Genomic DNA, 23,673 nt, shown 5'->3' on the forward strand with positions numbered 1-23,673 from the left:
GGCCAGCCGCCGGCTACGCGGTCTGGCCGCGCGCCGCCACGACGGCAGCCTGGGCCGCGGCCATGATCAGCTCGTCGTCGGGCGCGCCGAGGCCGAACCGGGTGCGTCCCTTCCGGCCGTCGATCTTGGCCATGAGCGCTTTGAGCAGGTCGAGGTGCTGCGGGGGCTGCCCGTCGCGCATCTTCCACCCGCTGCGCCGCCAGCTGGGCGCCCACATCGTCGCGGTCCTGACGAGGTTCTCGGACGAGGACCGCACCAGCAGGTGCGCCTCAGGAGCGACGTGGTCCAGCAGCTCGAGCGCGCCGACCAGCTCACCCTCGCGGTCGGTGCCGTTCGGCAGACCGCCCGTGGTCGTCTCCCAGGTCTCCTGGTTGACGTACGCCCACCCGGTGGGGCCGGGGTTCGGCTCGGCGAAGGCGTGCAGCGCGACGACGACGTCGAACGTCGTGCCGGCGACCCCGCGCACGGACTTCCTGGACGCGGGCTGTCCGGTGGCCGGCTGCTTGCCGGCAGGCTTCCGCCGCGCTCCCGCCTTCGACTCGGTGGCCGCCGCAGCCTTCATCTGCTCCGCCAGCGGCATGAGCAGCGGCAGGACCTCCTCGGAGCGCCACCGTACGAACGGCCGCCCGAGCGGGGTCATGTCCGGTTCCGCCAGCCCCCGGTCCAGCGCGTCGTCCGTCGCCTCACGCCCCGCCTTCAGGCCCGCCACGACGAGCAGCTGGCCCACGGCCTGGGCGTCGATACCGAGCTGCTTGCCGAGCTCGTCCTGGGTGGCCCACGTCTCCATGACTCGTCCTTCCCGCTGCCGATGCGACCCGAACCCGGCCTGTCGCGCGCGAGCAGGTGTCGCGTCCGACCGGTGCCCCCAGCGTTGTTGTCAGGGAACAAGAAAGGCCATGCCGAGCGCTTCCGCGTTCCGGCACGGCCTCTCACCTGCGACATTACGTCGGGCTGGCGGGATTTGAACCCACGACCCCTTGACCCCCAGTCAAGTGCGCTACCAAGCTGCGCCACAGCCCGTCTCCCACCAGCAACCGGCCGGTCGGGACTCGAAGATGCTACCCCAGCCGCGACCGGTGATCCGAATCCGCCGGCGCCCGCGCCGCTGTGACTCGCGACACTGCGCCCGGCCGGTCCCACGCGTCGCGCCGCGGTCGTCAACCCCGGGCCGACCACCCGATCCACGGGTAAGCGGGATTGCGCAGGTGAAGTCCGCCCAGGCTCACTGCATCTGCGCAAGAGCACTGACGGAACGGCTGACGGCAGCCGCCCACACCTCCATGCCGGCCACCCGTCCGGCGTGACCATCCATCTGCCTGTCAGTGCCACCCCTCTACGCTGGCCGGGTGATCATTCTCGGTCTGCGGGGCTCCACCAGCCTGCTCGCGACGATGACCCTCGTGTGCCCGCAGTGCCACAACCCCGCGGCGCACCGTCTGCTGCGGACGGTCAACAGGTTCACGCTCTTCTTCGTCCCGCTCTTCCCCGTGTCGAGGAAGTACGTGATCGACTGCACGTTCTGCGGGCTGCGGCGCACCCCGACCCGCGCGCAGGCGGAGAAGCTGCAACGGCTCGCGGAGACCGGCGAGCCGCTGGCGCCCCCGCTCCGGCAGCCGGGCGACCCCGCCGCCTGAACGCCTCGAGTTCTCAGACCTCGACCTGACGCAGCCGCTCGAGCCGGTACTTCTCCGCACCGATCACCCCGAGGGTCGCCAGCGCCAGGAACAGCCCGAGCGTCGCCGGCCACGGCTCGATCCGGAACAGCGCCACCTGGGTCAGCAGCAGGTTCACGAGCACCGCCCTGCGCAGCCACTGGAACGCGCGGTACCGGTCGGCCGCCAGCAGCGTCCAGCCACGCACGCCGGCGGCCAGCGAGAGGACCACGGAGGCCAGCGCACCGACCTCTCCCCAGCCGGGACTCTCGCCCCAGGAGGCCACCACGGTCACGAGGGTGCCGGCGGCGACGACGGCGAGCAGCGCCGTCGTCGTCCGGGTGGCCCAGCGCCGGGTCACCACGGCACGGAACAGGGAGCGGAACCGGCGCGAGACGGCGTCGATCGGGTCCGGCGCCTCCGCGTCGTCGGCGGGGATCTGGCGCAGCAGCGCCGCGGTCTCGGCCGCCCCGCGCGCCTCGCGCCCCTTCCCGAGCAGCTCCTCGGCGACGGCGCGTCGCTCCTGGCTCAGCCCGCCGGCCAGCCCCGCGACGGCGTGGTCGGCCGCGGCGGCGAGGTACTCGGTGGGGTGGTGGGCGCGGCGCCCGTGCAGCGCGTCGGCCGCGAGCATCACCAGCACGAGGGTGACGTACATGATCATCGGGGCGGGACTGAAGAAGTAGTCGTTGTCCTGGGTGAGGAACTTGCCCACCTCGTCGATGAACAGCCCGAAGCCGATGCCGCCGAAGAAGGCGACGAGCGGCCGGACCACCGGCCCGGCGAAGGACACGGCCAGGACCACCGCGACCGCCATGAGCAGCCCGCCCCACAGCACGTGCGCCACGTGCAGGCCCTCGCCGCCGATCTGCGGGAAGCCGGTCAGCTGGAGGAACCCGCGCGTCACCGCGATGGTCAGGACGGTGACGACGACGAACCCGAGCAGGTGCTCGGAGGCGCGCGGGTCGCGGGGCAGCCCCCAGCGCAGCAGCCGGTGGGGCCGCTCGGGCGCCGGGCCGGCCCCGCTCCGCGCACCCATCAGCGCCGCCGCTTCTCCCGCACCCGGACGCTGATCTCGATCGGGCTGCCGGTGAAGCCGAAGTGCTCCCGCAGCCGGTTCTCGATGAAGCGGCGGTAGCCGGCCTCGATGAACCCGGTGGCGAAGATGACGAACCGGGGCGGCCGGTTCGACGCCTGCGTGGCGAACAGGATGCGCGGCTGCTTGCCCCCGCGCACGGGGTGCGGGTGGGCGGCGGTGAGCTCGCCGAGGAACGCGTTGAGGCGTCCGGTGGGGATCCGGGTGTCCCACGACTCCAGCGCCGTCTCCAGCGCCCGTGCCAGGCGGTTCGTGTGCCAGCCGGTCTTCGCCGAGAGGTTGATGCGCGGCGCCCACTGCACCTGGACGAGGTCCAGCTCGATCTCCCGCTCCAGGTACGGGCGGCGGTCCTCGTCCATGAGGTCCCACTTGTTGTAGGCGATGACCAGCGCCCGCCCGGCGTCGATGACCTGCTGGATGACGCGGGTGTCCTGCTCGGTCAGCGGCACGGAGGCGTCGATGAGGACGACGGCCACCTCCGCCTTCTCCAGCGCCGCCTGGGTGCGCAGGGAGGCGTAGAAGTCGGCGCCGGAGGTCTGGTGGACGCGGCGCCGGATCCCGGCGGTGTCGACGAACCACCACGGCCTCCCGTCGAGCTCGACGAGCTCGTCCACCGGGTCGCGGGTGGTGCCCGCCGTCTCGTGGACCACGACCCGCTCGGAGCCGGCGAGGGAGTTCAGCAGGGAGGACTTCCCGACGTTGGGGCGTCCGACGAGGGCCACGCGTCGCGGCCCGCCGGCGGGGAGCCTCCCGGCGACGGCGGAGACCTCGGGCAGCACCTTCATGGCGGCGTCGAGGACGTCGCCGGAGCCGCGGCCGTGGAGGGCGGAGACGGGGTACGGCTCCCCCAGCCCGAGCGACCAGAGCATGGCCGCGTCAGCCTCCTGCACCGGCGAGTCCACCTTGTTGGCCACGAGGACCACGGGCTTGCCAGAGCGGCGGAGCAGGCGCACGACCTGCTCGTCGGTGTCGGTCGGGCCGACGGTGGCGTCGACGACGAACATCACCGCGTCGGCCATGGCGATCGCGACCTCGGCCTGCTGGGCGACGGAGGCGTCGATCCCGGCGACGTCGACCTCCCAGCCGCCGGTGTCGACGAGGGTGAAGTTCCGCCCCGCCCACTCCGCGGGGTAGCTCACACGGTCGCGGGTCACGCCGGGGGTGTCCTGCACGACCGCCTCGCGACGGCCGAGGATGCGGTTCACCAGGGTCGACTTCCCGACGTTCGGCCGTCCGACGACGGCGAGCACCGGCAGTCCGGCGGGCGCGGCCTGCTCGGCGGCCACCTCCCCGGCAGCCAGCACGGCGAGGTCCTCGTCCTCCAGGACGTAGTCGGCGAGCCCGGCACGCAGCGCCTCCGCGCGGCGCTCCTCGTCGGCCGCGTCCGCCTCGGTCGCCGGGCCCGCACCGGGCGTCGCGCCGGCGTCGGTCGCGCCCTGGGGCGCCTGCACGGCAGGAAGCTCGTGGGTGCGCTCGGCGCTCCCGTCGGTGCTCTCGTCCAGGTCGTGGGTGCGGTCGTTGGTGGGCAGGTCCTCGGCGCTCGTGTCCGGGCGGGCGGCTGACTGGCGCGCGGGGTCGGTGCTCATACGCTCATTCTCCCCTGCCGCCGTCGTCGCCACGACCAGGCCTCTCGGAGGCGGGCAGCGGGACCCCGGTGAGCTCGACGGCGCCGCGGACGTGGGCGGCGAGCCCGGTCCCGATGACCTCCATCGCCCGGGCCATCTGCTCGCGCCGGCTGACGCCGTCGGGGCTGTCGAGGCGGATGGGGTCGCCGAAGACGACGTGGAGCTTCGAGCGGGGTCCGGGGACGTGGCTGCGGCGGTCGCCGGGCAGCCGGGTGCCCAGGCAGGCGGCGGGGACGATGGGCGCGCCGGTGTTCACGGCGAGCCACGCCACACCGGCCCGCACGGAGCTGGCGTCGCCCGCGCCGCGGGTGCCCTCGGGGAAGATGCCGACGACGCGTCCCTCCTCGAGGAACGCCTTGCCGGTGGCGAGGGCGGCGCGTCCGGAGGACCGGTCGACGGGGATCTGCCCCGCCCAGGTCATGAGGAACCCGATCCTGGAGTCGAAGAACTCCTGCTTGACGAGGAAGTGCGAGCCGCGCGGCACGGCGCCGAAGACGACCGGGCCGTCGACGATCCCGACGTGGTTGGAGGCGATGATGACCGGCCCCTCGGCGGGCACCTTCTCCGCGCCGTGGACGGTGGTGCTCCACCAGACGTGGTCGAGGAAGCGGCCCACCTGGCGCGCCCAGACCGGGCCCCACCGGTAGACGTCCTCGGGGCGCACACGCTGCCCGCGGGTCTGCCCCGTGCCGGTCGCGCGGCTCACCGGCGTGCCTCCTGGGCCTCGGTGACGACGGCGAGGACGGCCGCGAAGGTCTCCTCCACCCCGAAGGAGGAGGAGTCCACGGTGACGACCCCGTCCGCGGCCGTGAGGAAGGTGGACACGGTGGAGTCGTCGGCGTCGCGGCGCACGACCTCGTCGCGGGTGGCCTCGATCGTGTCGGCGTCGGCGGTGCCGTGGCGCTCCTTCGCCCGGCGTGCCAGACGCTCGCGCTCGTCGGCGACGAGGAGGATCCGCACGTCGGCGTCGGGCGCCACGACGGTGGTGATGTCGCGCCCCTCGGCCACGATGCCGCGCAGCTCGCCCGGCTCGCGGGCGGTGCCCGGAGCCCTTCCGGCGGAGTGCTCGATGATCTCGCGCTGGAGGCGCTTCAGCTCCGCCCGGACCTCGAGGTTCGTGGCGACCTTCGAGACGACGGCGGTCAGCTCCGCCTCGCGGATCGCGTCGGTGATGTCGACGCCGTCGCACACGACGCGCGGCTCGTCGGGGTCGGTCACCATGGTCAGCGGCATGGCCCGGACGGCCTCGGCGACCGCTTCGACGTCGTCGAGGTCGACGCCGGACCGGCCGCTCCACCACGTGGCCGCCCGGTACATCGCGCCGGTGTCGAGGTAGGCCAGGCCCAGCTCGCGCGCGAGGCGGCGGGACACCGTGGACTTCCCCGATCCCGAGGGTCCGTCGATCGCCACCACGATCCCGCGGTCCTGCCTGCCCTGCTCCACGCTGTCCTCCTGCCGCGCCGAGGCGCTCTGGTTCGTTGCTGGTCGTCCGTGCGCCGGGGCGCCGTCCGTCGTCGTTCCGTGCCGCCGCTGCGGCGCCGCGCTCACCGCGCGACCACGCGCCACCCGCGCCGGTCGAGCTCCTCCTCCAGCGGCTCGACCGCGGACGGCAGCACGGAGAGCACCGCCAGGCCGACGGGCTGCCCCGCGGAGTGCTCGAGCTGGAGGTCCTCGATGTTGACCCCGGCCTCGCCGACCTCGCTGAAGAGTCTGCCGAGCTCTCCGGGCTCGTCGGGGACGAGCACGGTGACCTCGCCGTAGCGGCGGGGCGCGCCGCCGTGCTTGCCGGGGATGCGCCCGACGCCGACGTTCCCGGCCGCCACGACCCGCGCCAGGGGCCCGGTGGAGCCGGGCGCGAGGGGACCGTCCTGCGCGGCACGGTCGAGGGCGGCGACGACGGCGTCGAGGTCGTCGCGGACCTCGCGCAGCGCACGGGCCACGGGGGCCGCGTTGCCGACCAGGATCGTGGCCCACAGCTGCGGGTCGGAGGCGGCGATGCGGGTGACGTCGCGCAGACCCTGCCCCGCCAGCCCGAGGGCCGGCTCGGGCGCCTCCCGGAGGCGGGCCGCCACGAACGACGCCGCCAGCTGCGGCAGGTGCGAGACCAGGGCGACGGCGTCGTCGTGGTCCTGCGCGCCGAGGGTGACCGCGGTCGCCCCGACGTCGGCCGCCAGGGAGCGCACGGCCAGCACGGCCTCGGGCAGGCTCTCCGGCCCGGGCACCACGACCCACGGGCGACCGACGAACAGGTCGGCGTCCGCGGCGGCGGCGCCGGAGCGCTCGCGCCCGGCCATGGGGTGGGAACCGACGTACCGGGCCGCGTGCGCACCGGCGTGCCGGGCGACCTCCTCGGCGATGACCGCCTTGACGCTGGCCACGTCGGTGACCACGGCGACGGGGTGCCGGGCGAGCTCCGCGAGCACGGTCTCAGCCGCGACGTCGGGCGGGGTGGCGACGACGACCATCGCCGGCTGGGGGTCGCCGTCGGCCGCCGGGGTGCCGGCCCCGACGTCCCGGGCCAGGGCGAGCGCGGTGGGCGAGGCGTCGGCGAGCTGGACGGGGACGCCGGCGGCGCGGAGCGCCAGGCCGAGGCTCGCGCCGAGGAGTCCGGTGCCGACCACCTTCACCGGTCCCGTCGTGGCGACGGGGTGGGCAGCAGGGACGTTCTCGGGCACCAGAGGAGGGTACCGCCTACAGGTCGACGGCCTTCATGAGGGTGCCCAGCTCCGTGCCCGCGATCACGCGGGTGCGACCCGGACGCAGGTTGCCCAGGGCGATCGGCCCGATCCGGGTGCGGACCAGCTTCACGACCGGGTGCCCGACCTCTTCCATCAGGCGGCGGACGATGTGGTTGCGGCCCTCGTGCAGCACCACCTCGACCAGCGACTGGTCGGGCAGCACCTCCTTGACGGTGAAGGAGTCCACCTGCACCGGTCCGTCCTCGAGCTCGACACCCTCCTGCAGGCGCTTGCCGAGCCCCCGCGGCACGCGGCCCTCGACGGTGGCGAGGTAGGTCTTCAGCACCTCGTAGGACGGGTGCGTGAGGCGGTGCGCGAGCTCGCCGTCGTTGGTCAGCAGGAGCAGGCCGGAGGTCTCGGCGTCCAGGCGGCCGACGTGGAACAGCCGCTCGGGCCGGTCCTCGACGTACTGCGCGAGCGACGGGCGGCCGAGCTCGTCGTCCATGGTGGAGACCACGCCCTCGGGCTTGTTGAGCGCGAGGGTCACGACGGAGTCGTCGAGCTGGACACGCAGCCCGTCGACGTGGATGACGGCCGTGCGCGGGTCCACGCGGGTGCCGAGCTCGCGCACCTTCTGCCCGTTCACGGTCACCCGGCCGGCGGCGATGATGTCCTCGCAGGCGCGCCGCGACCCCAGGCCGGCACCCGCCAGGACCTTCTGGAGGCGGACGCCCTCGGGCACGTGCTGGTCGGTCATCTGAACTCTCCGTCGATGTCGTCGAGACTGCCCATGTCGGGCAGGTAGGGGGCGAGCGGGGGCAGGTCCTCCAGGGAGGTCAGGCCCATCCGCTCGAGGAAGTAGGCGGAGGTGCGGTACCGCATGGCACCGCCCTCCTCGTCGGGCCCGGCCTCCTCGACCAGACCCCTCGCCAGCAGGGTACGCACCACGCCGTCCACGTTCACGCCACGGATGGCGGAGATGCGGCCGCGGGTCACCGGCTGGCGGTAGGCGATGACGGCCAGCGTCTCCAGGGAGGCCTGGGTGAGCTTCGCCGTCTGGCCGTCCAGCACGAAGCGGCCGACGACGTCGGCGTGGGAGGGGGCGGAGAAGATGCGCCACCCGCCGCCCACCTCGCGCAGCTCGAAGCCGCGGGCGCGTCCCCCGCGCTCGCCGCGGTACTCGGCCGCGAGCTCGGTGAGGAGCTCCGTGACCTGGCCGGTGGGGAGGCCCAGCACGCTGGCGAGGTCGGCGGCCGGGACGGGCTCGTCGATCACCATGAGCACCGCCTCCAGCGCGGTGAGGTGCTCCTCGGGCAGGACGTCGTCGGGCACCGCCTCGTACGACGGTGCCCCTGCCGCGGTGCCGTCCTGCTCGCTCATCGCTCCTCCTCGCCGGGCTGCCCGGCCTGGTCCTCGGGCGCCGCGGGCGCCTGGGCGGCGTCGTCGGGTCGGTCCTCGGGCGCGTCGTCGGGTCGGTTGCCAGACGCGTCGTCACCCGGGTCGTCGAAGTCGTCGCCGACGGTGATGTCGCCCTCCTCGGAGCCCGACCACCGGACCGTGAGCTCGCCGAGCGCCTCGGCCTGCTCGAACGCGACCGCGCCCTCCCGGAAGAGCTCGAGCAGCGCCAGGAACCGCGAGACGACGACGGCGGTGCTCTCCGCGTCCTCGGTCAGCGCCCGGAAGGTGGCGCTGCGCAGCCGGCGCAGCCGGTCGACGACGATCGCGGCCTGCTCGCGCACCGGCACCACCGGGTTGTGCAGGTGGGAGAGCTCGACGGTGGGCGGCCCGGGCCGCGGGGCGAGGGCGCCGGCGGCGAGCCGGACGAGCTCGTCCGGCCCGACCTGCATGACGAGCTCCGGCAGCAGGGCCGCGAACTGGGGCTCCAGCGGCACGCTGCGCGGGTACGACCGGGCGTTCACGCGCCAGCGCTCGGCCAGGTAGGCCGCCACCTCCTTGAACGCGCGGTACTGCAGGAGGCGCGCGAAGAGCAGGTCCCGGGCCTCGAGCAGCTCGAGGTCGTCGTCGTCCTCCACGGACCCGCGCGGCAGGAGCCGCGCCGCCTTGAGGTCCAGGAGGGTCGCCGCGATGACGAGGAACTCGCTGGCCTGCCCCAGGTCCCAGTCGCTCTGGGCGGAGATGTACGCGATGAAGTCGTCGGTGACCTCGGCCAGGGCGACCTCGGTGATGTCCAGCCTGTGCTTCGCGATGAGCGAGAGCAGCAGGTCGAACGGACCCTCGAAGTTGTGCAGGGTGACCGCGAAGGAGCCCACGCCGGGGCGCGGCGTGTCCGCCGTCGTCGCGGGGTCGGCGGTCGCCGGCGGGTCCGCGGGCGGCACGGCCGGCGTCAGGCCGAGTCGCCGCGCGCGACGAGCTCGCGGGCCAGGCGCCGGTAGGCCTCCGCACCGGGGTGGTTCGGGGCGTAGGTCGTGATGGGCTCGGTCGCGACGGAGGCGTCGGGGAACTTCACGGTGCGGGAGATCATCGTGGTGTACACCTTGTCCCCGAACGCCTCGCGGACGCGCTCGATGACCTCACGCGAGTGCAGCGTGCGGAGGTCGACCATGGTCGCGAGGATGCCGTCGATCCGCAGGCGCGGGTTGATGCGGTCCTGCACGCGCTCGATGCTCTCGACCAGCAGCGCGACGCCGCGCAGGGCGAAGAACTCCGCCTCGAGCGGGATGAGCACGCCGTGCGCCGCGGTCAGGGCGTTGACGGTCAGCAGCCCGAGCGAGGGCTGGCAGTCGATGAGGATGACGTCGTAGTCGTCGAGGACCGGGCGCAGGACCCGCGCCAGCGCCTGCTCGCGGGCGACCTCGGAGACCAGCTGAACCTCGGCGGCGGAGAGGTCGATGTTGGCGGGCACGACGTCGAGCCCCTCGACGTCGGTGTGCTCGATGATCTCCCGCACGTCGGCGCGCGGCTCCATCATGAGGTTGTAGATGGTGCGGTCGAGCTCGTGGGCGTTGATGCCCAGCCCGGCGGAGGCGGCACCCTGCGGGTCGAAGTCCACGATCAGGACGCGGCGGCCGTACTCGGCCAGCGCGGCACCCAGGTTGATGGTCGTGGTCGTCTTGCCCACGCCACCCTTCTGGTTGCACATCGCGATGATGCGGGCGGGCCCGTGACCGTCGAGCGGGGCGGGGACCGGGAAGTCGGCGTCGGCGTCGGGCATGGTGCCCACGGCGCCTTCCGGGATCAGGCCTGGTTGCTCGCTTCTCACCCACGTCACGCTAGCCGACGCGGGGCGGCCTCCCAACACGGCACGCCCCACGCGCGACACGTCACTTTCTCCGCGAGTCGTCAACTTCTCGCTGAGTGGTCGACTTCTCCCTGACTGGTCAAGTCCTCCGCGAGACGTCACGTTCTCCGTCGCTCGGAGCACCACGATTCACCCATCCACAGGCGCCGGCGTGTGCACAGGTCCCGCGGTTGCGCCTGCCGGCCGCCGCGGCCACGCTGCACCTTGTCCCGATGGAGGACCTCCCACCCGACCAGCCCGTGACGACGGCCGCCGCCCAGGCCCTCGGTGTACGCCCCAACGACCTGACCGACCTGGTCGGAAGTGGCGTCCTCGCGCGCCCCTTCCGTGGGGTCTACCTGCCGGCCGCCGTCGCCGCCGATCCGGAGGCGCGTGCTCGCGCGGTCGGGCTGCTGCTTCCCGACGGCGCGGCGCTGGCGAAGGAGTCGGCGGCGTGGTTGCACGGCGTTGACGTCCGTCCCCCAGAGCGGTACCGGCAGGCGCCGCTGCTGGAGTGCGTCAGCGACTCCCGGCTCCTGCTCAATGCGGTGCGTCGTCCGGAGCTGGAGGGCCATCTTGCCCACCTGCCGGCCGAGGACATCGTCACGGTGCACGGGGTGCCGGTGACCTCTCCGGCGCGCACGGCCCTCGACCTGGCCCGCTACACCGAGCGCTACATGGGCCTCGCGGCGCTCGACATGTTCAGCCATCGGGGCCTCGTCAGCCTGGACGAGATCACAGAACGCGTCCGCGCTCTCAAGGGCCACCGCTGGATCGCGCGCGCACGGTCGGTGCTCGCACTCGCGGACCCTCGCACCGAGCTGCCGGGAGAGTCCTGGATGCGCCTGCGCATCCACGAGGCCGGCCTCCCGCTCCCCGACCTCCAGATCCGGCTGCGGGACGAGTCGGGGCGAGAGGCCTACCGCCTGGACATGGGGTACTACGACGTCATGGTGGCGCTCGAGTTCGACGGCGAGCAGCGCCACCGCACGACGACGCAGCAGGGCCGGCATGACGACCTGCGGCGTGCCGACATCGAGGCACGGTGGGGGTGGGCCACGTACGCCTTCCACGCCGGCCACGTCCTGGGGCGGCAACCGGTCCTGGAGTCGACCGTCAGCGAGGCGCTGGGCCTGAGCGTGGTGCCGTCCCGCCGCCGGTGGGACATTCCTGGCGGAGGAAATGACCTCTCGCGGAGGAGATGACATCTCACCGCAGGGAGGGCTGGGGAGGAGATGACATCTCACCGCAGGGAGGGCTGGGGAGGAGATGACATCTCACCGCAGGGAGAGCTGGCGAGGGAGGGAGGGCGGGGAGGTCAGCCGAGGGCGCGGGGGTGCGCGGCGGCGTAGACCTCGCGCAGGGTCTGCACGGTCACCTGCGTGTAGATCTGGGTCGTGGTCACGGAGGCGTGGCCGAGCAGCTCCTGCACCACCCGCACGTCCGCCCCGCCGGCGAGCAGGTGCGTGGCGAAGGAGTGCCGCAACGTGTGCGGGGAGATGTGCTCGGTCAGCCCGGCGCGGCCGGCCGCCGTCTGCAGCACCGCCCACGCGCTCTGCCGGCTCAGCGGGTTGCCGCGGGTGTTGAGGAACAGCGCGGCGTTGCCGCGGCCCGCGCGGGCCAGCTCCGGCCGCCCGCGGACCAGGTAGGCCTCGAGGGCCTCGACGGCGTAGCTGCCCACCGGCACCACGCGCTCCTTGCGGCCCTTGCCGAACAGGCGCAGCGCCGCGACGTCGCCGTCGAGGTCCAGGTCGTCCACGGCCAGGCCGACGGCCTCGCTGATGCGCGCGCCGGTCCCGTAGAGGACCTCCAGCAGCGCCCGGTCACGAAGCGGGACGGGCCCCTCCCCCAGCGACGCCGCCTCCAGCAGCGCCTCGACCCGGTCCACCGGGATCGCCTTGGGCAGGCGACGCGAGGTCGACGGCGGCCGCACGGCCGCGCTGGGGTCCTGCGCCGTCGTCCCCTCGGCGTGCGCGAAGCGGTGCCAGCCGCGCACCGCCGTGACGGCACGTGCCGCGGACGACGGCGCCAGGGCGGACCCGCCGTCGTCCCCCGTCCGGATGGCCTCGACGTAGGCGACGACGTCACCCTCGCTGACCTCGCCCAGACCGCTGTGTCCGCGGTCGGCGAGAAAGGCGCAGTAGCGCTCGAGATCGCGGGTGTAGGCGGCGAGGGTGTGGTCGCTGACGCCGCGCTCGACCGCGAGGTGGGCGAGGTACTCCGCCCGCGCGTGATCGAGCCCCGACGTCATCGCCGACGCGTCAGAGCGGCAGGAAGGGGTCGACCGCCACGGCGAGGAACACCACGGACAGGTAGGTGATGGAGCCGTGGAACACCTTCATCGCGGCGAGCTTGCCGCGCTCGGGGTTCAGCGCCCGGCGGTAGAGCTTGATGCAGGCCGTGAGGAACCAGGCCCCGGCGGCCACCGCCACCGCGGTGTAGAGCAGGCCCATCCCCGCCACGGGGATGAGGGCGAGCGTGCAGGCGATCATCGCGGCGGCGTAGGCGAGGATCTGCCGGGCCACGCGCACGTCGTCGGCCACCACCGGCAGCATCGGCACCCCGGCGCGGGCGTAGTCCTTCTTGAACTTCATGGACAGGGGCCAGTAGTGGGGCGGCGTCCAGAAGAAGATGACGAGGAACAGGACCACCGGCGCCCAGCCCACGGTGCCCGTCACGGCGGCCCAGCCGATGAGCACCGGCATGCACCCGGCCACCCCGCCCCAGACGATGTTCTGGGACGTCCGCCGCTTGAGCAGGATCGTGTAGAAGACGACGTAGAGCAGGATCGCCGCCAGCGCGAGCCACGCCGAGGCGGCGTTGACGAGCGCGGCGAACCAGCCGATGGAGAGCACGCCGAGGGCGGTGGCGAAGACGAGGGCCTGGCGGTCGGTGAGCTCGCCGGTGACCAGGGGCCGCTGCTTCGTCCGGTTCATCAGCCGGTCGATGTCCCGGTCGAGGTACATGTTGAACGCGTTCGCCGAGCCCGCGGCGAACGAGCCGCCCACGAGCGTCGCGAGCAGCAGCCAGGTCCCGGGCCAGCCGTCGGCGGCGAGGATCATCGTCGGCACGGTGGTGACGAGCAGCAGCTCGATGATGCGCGGCTTGGTCAGCGCGAGGTAGGCACGCCACCTCGGGCGGCGGGCTGCCGTGGGGTGCAGCGGGCCCGCCGTCGTCCCGGCCCCAGTCGGGGTGACGTCGGCCACGGGGTGGCTCGCGGCTGGCTGGGCACTGTGCACGCGGATCTCTCGCTCCTGCTCCGCCGGTTCGGCGCACCGGCTCGTGACGGCGGGCGTGTCCCGCCCGTCCTCCGTCCGCCCATGGTACGGGGGCGGGCACCGGAAACGGGCATCCCGGCATGTCGAAGCGGTCACGTCCGCCTCGCCGGACGGGTCCGGCCGCGGCTCCTCCCGGAGACCCGTCGACGGCGCAGGCGGCAGGCACGTGACGGCCGTCACCACCCCAGGTCCCGGCCCCCGGGACAACTCATGGCCACCCGAGGCTGACCGCTTCGTGCAACGGTAAAGTCGCAGAAGTACAGATCGTGACGCCTGCCGTCTGCGGACGAGCGAGCCACCGTCCGACGAGGTCCCGGGCCCTGCCGGGACGGAAACGAGGATTAGTGAACACAACGCCCGCCCCCGCCCTCGAGTGGTCCGAGCTCGACGACCGTGCGGTCGACACCGCGCGCGTGCTCGCCGCCGACGCCGTCCAGAAGGTCGGCAACGGGCACCCCGGCACGGCCATGTCGCTCGCCCCCGCGGCGTACCTCCTCTACCAGAAGGTCATGCGGTTCGACCCGGCGGACGACCAGTGGCTCGGTCGTGACCGCTTCGTGCTCTCCGCGGGCCACTCCTCGCTCACCCAGTACATCCAGCTGTACCTGGCCGGCGTCGACATGGAGCTCGAGGACCTCAAGGCGCTGCGGACCTGGGGCTCGAAGACCCCGGGCCACCCGGAGTACCGCCACACCAAGGGCGTCGAGATCACCACCGGCCCGCTCGGCCAGGGTCTGGCCTCCGCCGTCGGCATGGCGTACGCGACCCGCAAGGAGCGCGGCCTGCTCGACCCCCAGCCCGGCCACGGCGAGAGCCCGTTCGACCACTTCGTCTACGTCATCGCCTCCGACGGCGACCTCCAGGAGGGCGTGACCTCCGAGGCCTCCTCGCTCGCCGGCACCCAGCAGCTCGGCAACCTCGTCGTCATCTACGACGACAACCGCATCTCGATCGAGGACGACACCAACATCGCCTTCACCGAGGACGTCCTCGCCCGCTACGAGGCGTACGGCTGGCACACGCAGCGCGTGGACTGGACCCACGGCGACACGGAGTACCGCGAGGACGTGCACGCGCTCCACGCCGCGATCCAGGCGGCGAAGGCGGAGACGAACCGCCCGTCGATCATCTCGCTGCGCACCATCATCGGCTGGCCCTCCCCCACCAAGCAGAACACCGGCGCCATCCACGGCTCCGCCCTGGGCGCCGACGAGGTCAGGGCGCTCAAGGACGTCCTCGGGTTCGACCCGGAGCAGGACTTCGAGGTGGCCCCCGAGGTCATCGAGCACACGCGCGGCAACGCGGCGGCCCGCGCGGCCGCGGCGCACGAGCAGTGGGACGGCGCCTACGAGGCCTGGCGCACCGCCTCCCCGGAGAGCGCGGCGCTCCTGGACCGGCTGCGTGCCCGCGAGCTCCCGGAGGGCTGGACCGAGGCCCTGCCCGCCTTCGAGGGCGGCAAGGCGGTCTCCACCCGCAAGGCGTCCGGCGAGGTCCTCTCCTCGCTCGCCGGCACCCTGCCCGAGCTGTGGGGCGGCTCCGCCGACCTCGCCGGCTCGAACAACACCACGATGAAGGGCGAGCCGTCCTTCCAGCCCGTGGAGCGCTCCACGAAGATGTTCCCGGGCCACGAGTACGGCCGGACCCTGCACTTCGGCATCCGTGAGCACGCCATGGCCGCGATCCTCAACGGCATCACCCTGCACGGGCTCACCCGCCCCTACGGCGGCACGTTCCTCACCTTCTCCGACTACATGCGCCCGGCCGTGCGCCTCGCCGCGCTCATGGGTGCGCCGTCGACGTTCGTCTGGACGCACGACTCGATCGGTCTCGGCGAGGACGGCCCGACCCACCAGCCGATCGAGCATCTCAGCGCGCTGCGCGCCATCCCCGGGCTGGACGTCGTGCGTCCCGCGGACGCCGCGGAGACCGCCTACGCCTGGCGCGGCATCCTCGAGCGCACCGACCGCCCCGCCGGGATCGTCCTGACCCGTCAGGACGTCCCGAACCCCGAGCGCGGGGACGGCGCGGCCGACGGCGAGACCCTGGCGTCCGCCGAGGGCACCCTGCGCGGCGCGTACATCCTGGCGGAGGCCGACGGCGGCGAGCCGGACGTCATCCTCCTCGCCACCGGGTCCGAGGTGCAGCTGGCGCTGGCCGCCCGCGAGCAGCTGGCCGGCGAGGGCGTCGCGGCGCGCGTCGTCTCGGTGCCCAGCCAGGAGTGGTTCGCCGAGCAGGACCAGGCCTACCGTGAGCAGGTGCTCCCCTCCTCGGTGCGGGCCCGGGTCTCCGTCGAGGCCGGGATCGCGATGAGCTGGCACCACCTCATCGGCGACGCCGGTCGTGCCGTCTCGATCGAGCACTACGGCGCCTCGGCCGACTACAAGGTCATCTACGAGAAGTTCGGCATCACCGCCGAGGCCGTCGCCGCCGCCGCGAAGGAGTCCATCGCCGCCGCCCGTGGCGACGCCGCGCCGCAGGGCGAGCAGGTCCCGACCCAGGCGGGCACCGGCGACCTGCCGAAGTGATCGACGGTCACGTCCACCACAACTTTCGCGAACAAGGAGCAGCAATGAGTGACAGCAGCACCGACCGGCTGGGCAGGCTCAGCGAGCTCGGCGTCTCCGTCTGGCTGGACGACCTCTCCCGTGAGCGTCTGACCGGCGGGGGCCTGAAGGCCCTGGTCGACGAGAAGCACGTGGTGGGCGTGACCACCAACCCGACGATCTTCGCCGGCGCCCTGTCCAAGGGGGACTCCTACGACGAGCAGATGAGCACGCTCGCCGGGCAGGGCGTCAGCGTGGACGAGGCGGTCCTCGCCGTCACCACGGACGACGTCCGCCACGCCTGCGACCTGCTGAAGGACGTCTACGACGCCACCGGCGGCCAGGACGGCCGGGTGTCCATCGAGGTCGACCCGCGTCTGGCGAAGGACACGGAGAGGACCATCGAGCAGGCCCGCGTGCTGTGGCAGACCGTGGACCGTCCGAACCTCTTCGTGAAGATCCCCGCCACCATGGAGGGTCTGCCGGCCATCACCCAGGCGATCAGCGAGGGCATCAGCGTGAACGTGACGCTGATCTTCTCGCTCGACCGCTACCGCGCGGTGGCCGCCGCGTACCTCGACGGCCTCGAGCGCGCGCACGCCGCCGGTCTCGACCTGGGCGGGATCCGCTCGGTGGCGTCGTTCTTCGTCTCCCGCGTCGACACGGAGTTCGACAAGCGCCTCGACGCCGTCGGCACCGACGAGGCGAGGGCGCTGCGCGGCAAGGCAGGCATCGCGAACGCGCGGCTCGCCTTCGAGGCGTACGAGGAGATCTTCTCCACGCCGCGCTGGGAGGAGCTGGCCGCGGCGGGCGCCCACCCGCAGCGTCCGCTGTGGGCCTCCACCGGTGTCAAGGACCCGGCGTACCCGGACACCATGTACGTGGACGAGCTCGTGGTCGACGGCGTGGTCAACACCATGCCCGAGAAGACGATGCAGGCGGTGGCCGACCACTCCGAGCTCCGGGGCGACACGATCCACGGCACCTACGCCGAGTCGCGGCAGCTGCTCGACGAGCTCGAGCGCGTCGGTGTCTCCTACACCGACGTCGTCCAGGTGCTCGAGGAGGAGGGCGTGGAGAAGTTCGAGAAGAGCTGGTCCGAGCTGCTCGAGACCGTCGAGGCCGCCCTCCAGGGCCGCACCGTCACGCAGGAGGCCGCCAAGTGAGCGCATCCGCAGCGACGATCGCGTGGGCCGGCCCCGAGGAGGGTGCCGTCATCGAGGTGAGCGCGACCGGTGACGCCGCCCGCGCCGTCTCCGCCCACCTGCCCACGCTCGTCGAGGACAAGGTCGCCAGCCGGCTCAGCGGCCAGGACCCCACCTTGTGGGGTGAGGCCGCCGAGTCGGAGGCCTCCGTCCGCCTGGGCTGGACCAAGCTGCACGAGACCTCCCGGCCGCTGCTCGAGCCGCTGGCGAAGCTCCGCGAGGAGCTCCTCGCGGAGGGCGTCGACCGCGTCGTCCTGTGCGGCATGGGCGGGTCCTCCCTCGCCCCCGAGGTCATCGCCGGCACGTCCGGCGAGCAGCTGGTCGTGCTCGACTCCACGCACCCCGACCAGGTCCACCGGGCGCTGGAGGGGGACCTGAGGGCGACTGTCGTCGTCGTCTCCTCGAAGTCGGGCTCGACGGTGGAGACCGACTCCCAGCGCCGCACCTTCGAGGCTGCCTTCACGGCCGCCGGCATCGACGCCGCCAGCCGGATCGTCGTCGTCACCGACCCCGGCTCCCCGCTGCAGCAGGCGGCGGAGGAGGCCGGCTACCGGGCCGTGTTCGAGGCGGACCCCAGCGTGGGCGGGCGTTTCTCCGCGCTGACCGCCTTCGGTCTCGTGCCGGCGGCGCTGGCCGGGGTCGACGTCGAGGAGCTCCTGGACGAGGCGGCCGCCGTCGCGGACTTCTTCGCCGAGGACTCCGAGGCGAACCCCGCCCTCGTGCTGGGCGCCGCCCTCGCGGGCACCGAGCCGCTGCGCGACAAGATCGTGATCCGTGACGCCGGTTCGGGGCTGTTCCACTTCGGCGACTGGGCCGAGCAGCTGGTCGCGGAGTCGACGGGCAAGGAGGGCACCGGGCTGCTGCCCGTCGTCGTCGGGGCGAAGGCCCCCGAGCTCGCCGACATCGCGCACGACGTGCTGCCCGTCCTGCTCACCCCGCTCACCGACGAGACGGACCGCGACGAGGACGCCGAGGACTCGCGCACGGAGGTCACCGTCTCCGGCACCCTCGGCGGCACCATGCTGCTGTGGGAGCACGCCGTGGCGGTGGCCGGCCGGCTGCTGGGCATCAACCCGTTCGACCAGCCCAACGTCGAGTCCGCCAAGGCGGCCGCCCGCGGTGTGCTCGAGTCCACGCCGGCGCCCCAGCCGGCCGCGTTCGAGGACTCCGGTGTCGAGGTGCGGGCGTCGTCGGGCCTGCTCGACGGCGCGTCCTCCGTGGACGAGGCCGTCGAGAAGCTCCTCGCCCAGGTCGGCGAGGACGGCTACCTCGCGGTCATGGCGTACCTGGACCGGGAGGGCCGCGCCGCCGGCATCCTCGACGACGTACGGGACGGGCTCGCCGGGCGGACCGGCCGGCCGGTCACCTTCGGGTGGGGGCCCCGCTTCCTCCACTCCACCGGCCAGTACCACAAGGGCGGTCCCGCCAACGGCGTCTTCCTGCAGATCACGGGCACGCCGACCGCGTCCGTGCAGATCCCCGGGCGTGACTTCGACTTCGCCACGCTCATCTCGGCCCAGGCGGCCGGCGACGCGCGGGTGCTGGCCGAGGCCGGGCGTCCGGTGCTGCGCCTGCACGTGGTCAACCGGGACGCGCTCGCGTGGCTCGCCGGCGTCCTCACGGGACCCGCACGGTGAGCAACCCGCTCCGCGACCCGCTCGACCGGCGCCTCCCACGCATCGCCGGTCCGTCGAGCCTGGTCATCTTCGGGGTGACCGGGGACCTGGCGAAGAAGAAGCTCATGCCCGCGGTGTACGACCTCGCCAACCGCGGCCTGCTGCCGCCGTCGTTCGCGCTGACGGGCTTCGGCCGGCGCTCCTGGAGCGACGAGGACTTCGCAGAGGTCGTGCACGACGCGGTGCGTGACAACGCCCGCACGCCCTTCGACGAGCGGACCTGGAGCCAGCTGGTGACCGGCTTCCGGTTCGTCCAGGGCGAGTTCGACGACGACGCCGCCTTCGACCAGCTGGCCCGGACGGTGACCAAGCTGGACGCCGAGCGGGGCACCGGCGGCAACCACGCGTTCTACCTGTCGGTGCCGCCCAACGCGTTCCCGCTGGTGCTGCGCCAGCTCGCCAGGTCCGGGCTGTCCGGGTCGGAGCCGGGGAGCTGGCGGCGCGTCGTCATCGAGAAGCCGTTCGGGCACGACCTGACCTCGGCACGTGAGCTGGACGCCGTCGTCTCGGAGGTGTTCCCGCCGGACTCGGTGTTCCGCATCGACCACTACCTCGGCAAGGAGACGGTCCAGAACATCCTGGCGCTGCGTTTCGCCAACCAGCTGTTCGAGCCGATCTGGAACGCCAACTACGTCGACCACGTGCAGATCACGATGGCCGAGTCCATCGGCATCGGCTCGCGCGCCGGGTACTACGACGGCATCGGCGCGGCGCGGGACGTGATCCAGAACCACCTGCTGCAGCTGCTCGCCCTCACCACGATGGAGGAGCCGGTCTCCTTCGAGGCCGACGCTCTGCGGGCCGAGAAGGAGAAGGTACTCTCGGCCGTCAAGGTCCCCGAGGACCTCGACGCCCACACGGCCCGCGGGCAGTACGCCGGTGGCTGGCAGGGCGGCCAGGAGGTCCGCGGCTACCTCGAGGAGGACGGGATCCCGCCGACCTCCGAGACCGAGTCCTACGCCGCGGTGCGCCTGGACATCGACACCCGACGCTGGGCGGGGGTGCCGTTCTACCTGCGTGCCGGCAAGCGCCTGGGGCGGCGGGTCACGGAGATCGCCGTCGTCTTCAAGCGGGCGCCGCACCTGCCGTTCGACCTGACGTCCACGCAGGAGCTGGGGGCGAACGCGCTCGTCATCCGGGTCCAGCCGGACGAGGGCGTGACCATCCGCTTCGGCGCCAAGGTGCCGGGGACCGCGATGGAGGTTCGCGACGTCACGATGGACTTCGGATACGGCCACGCCTTCACGCAGGACTCCCCCGAGGCGTACGAACGCCTCATCCTGGACGTCCTCCTCGGCGACCCGCCGCTGTTCCCGCGCCAGAAGGAGGTCGAGCTGTCCTGGCAGATCCTCGACCCGATCCTCGAGCACTGGGCACGGCGGGGCCAGCCGGAGCAGTACGCGCCCGGTTCGTGGGGTCCCGCCTCGGCGGACGCCATGCTGGCGCGCGACGGCCGCACCTGGCGCCGGCCGTGACGAGGACGGCAGCCATGATCAGGACGGCAGCCACGACGCGGGCGTCGGTCATGACAGAGGCGTCGGTGATGACGACGTCGCTCAGGACGACGTCGGCCACGACAAGGAGCAACGGATGATCGTCACCCTCCGCAGCACGAACTCTGCCGAGGTCGGTTCACGCCTGGTGTCCCTGCGGGACGAGGGCGGCGCCGTCGCCCTCGGGCGCGTGCTCACGCTCGTGATCCTGCCCGACGACGAGGCCTCGTCCGAACGCGCGATCCGCACGGCCAACGGCGCGTCCCACGAGCACCCCATGCGGGTGATCGTCGTGCTCCCCGACGACCCGGAGAAGCCGGCGGGGCTCGACGCCGAGATCCGCGTGGGTGGGCACGCCGGCGCCTCGGAGGTCGTCGTCCTGCGTCCGCGGGGCGGCGCCGGCACGGCCCCCGACACGCTCGTCATGCCGCTGCTGCTGCCGGACGCTCCCATCGTCGCGTGGTGGCCGTCCGCGCCGCCGGCGACCCCGTCGGCCGACCCGATCGGTGCGATGGCGCAGCGCCGGATCACCGAGTCGGTGCGGTGCGAGGCTCCCGTGCGCACGCTGCACTCCCTGGCCGACGGCTATGCGCCGGGTGACACCGACCTCGCCTGGGGCGGGCTGACGCTGTGGCGGGCGCTCCTGGCGGCGGCGCTCGACGAGCCTCCGGCCGAGCCGGTGCTCGCCGCGCGCGTGGCCGGCGCGCCCGAGCACCCCAGCGTGGACCTGCTCGCCGCGTGGCTGCGGGTGTCGCTCGACTGCCCGGTGACCGTGGTGGACCAGGGGCACGACGCCATCGAGTCGGTTGTTCTTGAGCAGGCGTCCGGGCCGATCAGCATCATCCGGCCCGAGGGGTCGACCGTCGCCGTCCTCAGCCGACCGGGCCGGCCCGACCAGCACGTGAACCTGCCGCAGCGCAACACGGAGAACACTCTCATCGAGGAGCTGCGGCGGCTCGACCCGGACCTCACCTACGGGCGTGTGCTGACCAAGGGTCTGCGAGAGCTCGCACAGGCGTAGCGACTCGCAGTCGTCTCTGCCCGCGTCTTCAAGGAGCCGGCTCGATGCCGCGGCGGCGCGGCTGGCGCGTGCGATCGGCGCTCAGGCGGATCAGGTGCCGTCCTGTCCACAGGTTCGGCTCCCGTCGGGGGTCGATGTCGGTGGGTCGCCATAGTGTGTACTCATGTTCGAGAACGGGTCCGGGTTCGCCGGTGCTGGCGCTGACCGCGGCACCGACGTGTCGGTGCTCGAGCGCCGACTCACGACCGCGTTGTACCCGTTCGTCTCCGCACCACGGACCCCGAAGGTCGACCTCGGCGAGGACGGGCCGGTGCTCCTTCTCGACCCCGGCCTGCTCGCACTGCTGCGCCGCCGCCCGGCGTCCCCGGCTCGTTCCGACGACGGCGGTCCCGAGGACCCTGCCGATGTCGCAGCCGACGCCCCCACCGGCGATCGCCCCACCACGGCTTCCAGCCGCCTCACCGCAGCCGACGACGAGGATGCCGCCCCGCTTCCCGACCGCCCCACCGCAGACGACGACGATCCCGCCGCGGGTCCGGACCGTCCCGTCTCCGTCGGGGAAGGTCTGCCCGACGTCGGACCTGACGCCGGGGACGGGGACGGGGCCTCGTCGGCCTCGGTGCCGGCGTGGGCGGCGGTGCCGGTCGGCGCGGTCCCGGCCGCGGCCGACATCCCCGGGGACGACCCCGCCGCACGGGCCCGGCGGGCGGACGCGGTCGCCGCGGCGGCCCTGGAGGCCCTGCCGGGCGGGCCCGGGCTGGCCACCGCTCTCGCCGCCCTCTCCCCCGCCGACGTCGGCGACGCGACCCTGATCGAGGGCATCGCCGCCTACGAGCGCCTGGCCTCCTGGGCCACGGCCCAGCAGGCCGTCCTGGTCCGCGAGCTGACCGACCGGCACGGCACCACCGGCACCGCCGCCAAGACCGCCGCCGCCGAGATCGGCGCCCGCCTCGGCTCCACCGGCACCGTCGGCGCCATGAAGGTTGACCTCGCCGCCGCCCTGGACTCCTTCCCCGAGGTCGCCGACGCGCTGACCACCGGGCGGATCGACTCCCGCAAGGCGACCGTGCTGACCACGAGGGAGCCGGGCCTGACCACGGGTCAGCAGCGCCGGGTCGTCACCGGGCTGCTCAAGGACGCCGACCGGCTCTCCGGGCCGAAGCTGCGCAACCGGCTCCGCGCCGCCGCCCTGTCCATCAACCCCGACGCCGGGGTGGAGCGGCGCCAGCGCGAGCACGCCGCCCGCAAGGTCACCATCACCCCCGCCCCGGACGCGATGGCCTGGATCACCGCCTACGTCCGCGCCGACCACGCCCACACCGTCAAGACCGCCCTGCGCGCGCTGGCCGATGCCGCCGTGGACGGCGACGACACCGACCCACGGTCCCGGGACCAGGTCCAGGCGGACGCGTTCGTCGACCTCTTCGCCTCGGTCCTGGACCGCGGCGTCGACCTGGCCGGGCACCCGTTGCCCTCGGGGCGCCTCGCCCGGGCCGGGGCGCAGATCACCGTCGGCGCCGGGACCCTGCTCGGCCTGGACCACCAGGCCGGGTACCTGGCGGGGTACGGACCGATCCCGGCCGAGCTCGCCCGCGAGCTCGCGCAGGACGCGACGTGGCGGGCACTGCTGACCGACGAGCACGGCCACTTCAAGGACCTCTCCACCAAGGCCTACCGGCCCGGCGCCGACCTGACCCGCACCGTGAAGGCCCGCGACATCACCTGCACCTTCCCCGGCTGCACAAGACCGTCGGTGGTGTGCGACCTGGACCACCGCATCGCCTACGACCCCGCGATCGCGCACCTGGTGGCGCAGACCAGCGTCTGCAACCTCCACCCGCTGTGCCGCCACCACCACAACCTCAAGACCACCAAACGCTGGCACGTGCGCCGCGAGCCGGACGGCACCGTCATCTGGACCGTCGCCCGCACCGGCCACCAGTACCGCCACATCCCCGACCCGCCAGCCGGCGCACCGGCCGCCGCGAACCGCTGGGCCGACCTCTTCGCCAACACCGACCCACCCTTCTAACACCGCCGCAGTCCCGCGGTGCCTCACGCACTCGGCGATTCCAGAGCGGCCTCACCGATCCCTCGCGGCACGCCAACGAAGCAGGGCACCGCACCATGGCAGCACCGCCCGCCGTCCACCACCGAGGCCAGGAGCCGAC

General features: G+C 73.4%; 20 protein-coding genes and 1 tRNA gene. 8 read left to right on the forward strand and 13 right to left on the reverse strand.

The features are described from left to right. Window positions 1–13: 13 nt before the first annotated feature. Together ATJ97_RS02870 and ATJ97_RS02875 are read right to left on the reverse strand one after the other, a co-directional pair. On the reverse strand, window positions 14–787 hold the full coding sequence (locus ATJ97_RS02870) for a ribonuclease H family protein (protein ID WP_098482453.1): 774 nt from the start codon (window positions 785–787) through the stop codon (window positions 14–16). 159 nt (window positions 788–946) lie between these two features. Beyond that, window positions 947–1,020: transfer RNA gene (locus ATJ97_RS02875), tRNA-Pro, on the reverse strand. A gap of 326 nt (window positions 1,021–1,346) precedes the next feature. On the opposite strand from ATJ97_RS02875, the gene ATJ97_RS02880 reads away from it, so the two are divergent. Next, window positions 1,347–1,634, forward strand: a complete 288-nt coding sequence (locus ATJ97_RS02880; RefSeq protein WP_098482454.1) for a zinc-ribbon domain-containing protein — start codon at window positions 1,347–1,349, stop codon at window positions 1,632–1,634. Between the two features lie 13 nt (window positions 1,635–1,647). On the opposite strand, the gene ATJ97_RS02885 is transcribed toward ATJ97_RS02880, so the two are convergent. The 9 genes from ATJ97_RS02885 to ATJ97_RS02925 all read right to left on the reverse strand — a co-directional run bounded on the left by ATJ97_RS02885 (window position 1,648) and on the right by ATJ97_RS02925 (window position 10,220). Beyond that, window positions 1,648–2,688, reverse strand: a complete 1,041-nt coding sequence (locus ATJ97_RS02885; protein WP_098482455.1) for a hypothetical protein — start codon at window positions 2,686–2,688, stop codon at window positions 1,648–1,650. Next, entirely contained in the window at window positions 2,688–4,331 is a 1,644-nt protein-coding gene (gene der / locus ATJ97_RS02890; RefSeq protein WP_245862051.1) for a ribosome biogenesis GTPase Der, read from the reverse strand. Before der ends, ATJ97_RS02885 begins: the two co-directional genes overlap by 1 nt. A 4-nt stretch (window positions 4,332–4,335) precedes the next feature. Beyond that, a complete protein-coding gene (locus ATJ97_RS02895; protein ID WP_245862053.1) occupies window positions 4,336–5,076 on the reverse strand; it encodes a lysophospholipid acyltransferase family protein in 741 nt (246 codons plus the stop codon). After that, window positions 5,073–5,813 carry a (d)CMP kinase gene (gene cmk, locus ATJ97_RS02900; protein ID WP_245862055.1) on the reverse strand — a complete coding sequence of 247 codons (741 nt, stop codon included), beginning with the start codon at window positions 5,811–5,813 and terminating at the stop codon, window positions 5,073–5,075. The genes ATJ97_RS02895 and cmk overlap by 4 nt, the downstream gene beginning before the upstream one ends. A gap of 101 nt (window positions 5,814–5,914) precedes the next feature. Further along, a complete protein-coding gene (locus ATJ97_RS02905) occupies window positions 5,915–7,045 on the reverse strand; it encodes a prephenate dehydrogenase (RefSeq protein WP_098482456.1) in 1,131 nt (376 codons plus the stop codon). A gap of 16 nt (window positions 7,046–7,061) precedes the next feature. Next, window positions 7,062–7,805 (reverse strand): pseudouridine synthase, encoded by a 744-nt coding sequence (locus tag ATJ97_RS02910; protein WP_098482457.1) that lies wholly within the window; start codon window positions 7,803–7,805, stop codon window positions 7,062–7,064. Beyond that, complete coding sequence (gene scpB, locus ATJ97_RS02915) at window positions 7,802–8,428, reverse strand: SMC-Scp complex subunit ScpB (protein WP_098482458.1); 627 nt, start codon at window positions 8,426–8,428, stop codon at window positions 7,802–7,804. The genes ATJ97_RS02910 and scpB overlap by 4 nt, the downstream gene beginning before the upstream one ends. After that, complete coding sequence (locus ATJ97_RS02920; protein ID WP_211287023.1) at window positions 8,425–9,384, reverse strand: segregation and condensation protein A; 960 nt, start codon at window positions 9,382–9,384, stop codon at window positions 8,425–8,427. Before ATJ97_RS02920 ends, scpB begins: the two co-directional genes overlap by 4 nt. Before the next feature lie 8 nt (window positions 9,385–9,392). Continuing rightward, the gene (locus ATJ97_RS02925; protein ID WP_098485176.1) at window positions 9,393–10,220 is read right to left on the reverse strand and encodes a ParA family protein; all 828 of its coding nucleotides are present in this window, start codon (window positions 10,218–10,220) and stop codon (window positions 9,393–9,395) included. A gap of 299 nt (window positions 10,221–10,519) precedes the next feature. Here ATJ97_RS02925 and ATJ97_RS02930 point away from each other — a divergent pair, with 299 nt between their 5' ends. Beyond that, complete coding sequence (locus ATJ97_RS02930) at window positions 10,520–11,491, forward strand: type IV toxin-antitoxin system AbiEi family antitoxin domain-containing protein (protein ID WP_143426855.1); 972 nt, start codon at window positions 10,520–10,522, stop codon at window positions 11,489–11,491. 113 nt (window positions 11,492–11,604) lie between these two features. Here the strand turns inward: ATJ97_RS02930 and xerD are convergent, their stop codons facing one another. Both xerD and ATJ97_RS02940 read right to left on the reverse strand, forming a co-directional pair. Beyond that, complete coding sequence (gene xerD, locus ATJ97_RS02935; RefSeq protein ID WP_098482461.1) at window positions 11,605–12,537, reverse strand: site-specific tyrosine recombinase XerD; 933 nt, start codon at window positions 12,535–12,537, stop codon at window positions 11,605–11,607. Window positions 12,538–12,547: 10 nt separating this feature from the next. Then, complete coding sequence (locus tag ATJ97_RS02940; protein WP_098485177.1) at window positions 12,548–13,447, reverse strand: heme o synthase; 900 nt, start codon at window positions 13,445–13,447, stop codon at window positions 12,548–12,550. A 461-nt stretch (window positions 13,448–13,908) separates the two neighbouring features. Between ATJ97_RS02940 and tkt the strand changes: the two genes are divergently transcribed. The 6 genes from tkt (at window position 13,909) to ATJ97_RS02970 (ending at window position 23,534) form a co-directional block, all read left to right on the forward strand. Further along, the gene (tkt, locus tag ATJ97_RS02945; RefSeq protein ID WP_098482462.1) at window positions 13,909–16,089 is read left to right on the forward strand and encodes a transketolase; all 2,181 of its coding nucleotides are present in this window, start codon (window positions 13,909–13,911) and stop codon (window positions 16,087–16,089) included. A gap of 44 nt (window positions 16,090–16,133) precedes the next feature. Beyond that, window positions 16,134–17,273 (forward strand): transaldolase, encoded by a 1,140-nt coding sequence (tal, locus tag ATJ97_RS02950; RefSeq protein ID WP_098482463.1) that lies wholly within the window; start codon window positions 16,134–16,136, stop codon window positions 17,271–17,273. Next, window positions 17,270–18,949, forward strand: a complete 1,680-nt coding sequence (locus ATJ97_RS02955; protein WP_425432721.1) for a glucose-6-phosphate isomerase — start codon at window positions 17,270–17,272, stop codon at window positions 18,947–18,949. The genes tal and ATJ97_RS02955 overlap by 4 nt, the downstream gene beginning before the upstream one ends. Further along, window positions 18,946–20,463 (forward strand): glucose-6-phosphate dehydrogenase, encoded by a 1,518-nt coding sequence (zwf, locus tag ATJ97_RS02960; protein WP_245862057.1) that lies wholly within the window; start codon window positions 18,946–18,948, stop codon window positions 20,461–20,463. The genes ATJ97_RS02955 and zwf overlap by 4 nt, the downstream gene beginning before the upstream one ends. Window positions 20,464–20,578: 115 nt before the next feature. Continuing rightward, complete coding sequence (locus tag ATJ97_RS02965; RefSeq protein WP_098482465.1) at window positions 20,579–21,502, forward strand: glucose-6-phosphate dehydrogenase assembly protein OpcA; 924 nt, start codon at window positions 20,579–20,581, stop codon at window positions 21,500–21,502. Window positions 21,503–21,665: 163 nt separating this feature from the next. Then, window positions 21,666–23,534, forward strand: coding sequence for an HNH endonuclease signature motif containing protein (locus tag ATJ97_RS02970; protein WP_098482466.1), 1,869 nt, complete (start codon window positions 21,666–21,668; stop codon window positions 23,532–23,534). Window positions 23,535–23,673 lie beyond the last annotated feature (139 nt).

The organism is Georgenia soli (genome assembly GCF_002563695.1).
Lineage (GTDB): Bacteria > Actinomycetota > Actinomycetes > Actinomycetales > Actinomycetaceae > Georgenia > Georgenia soli.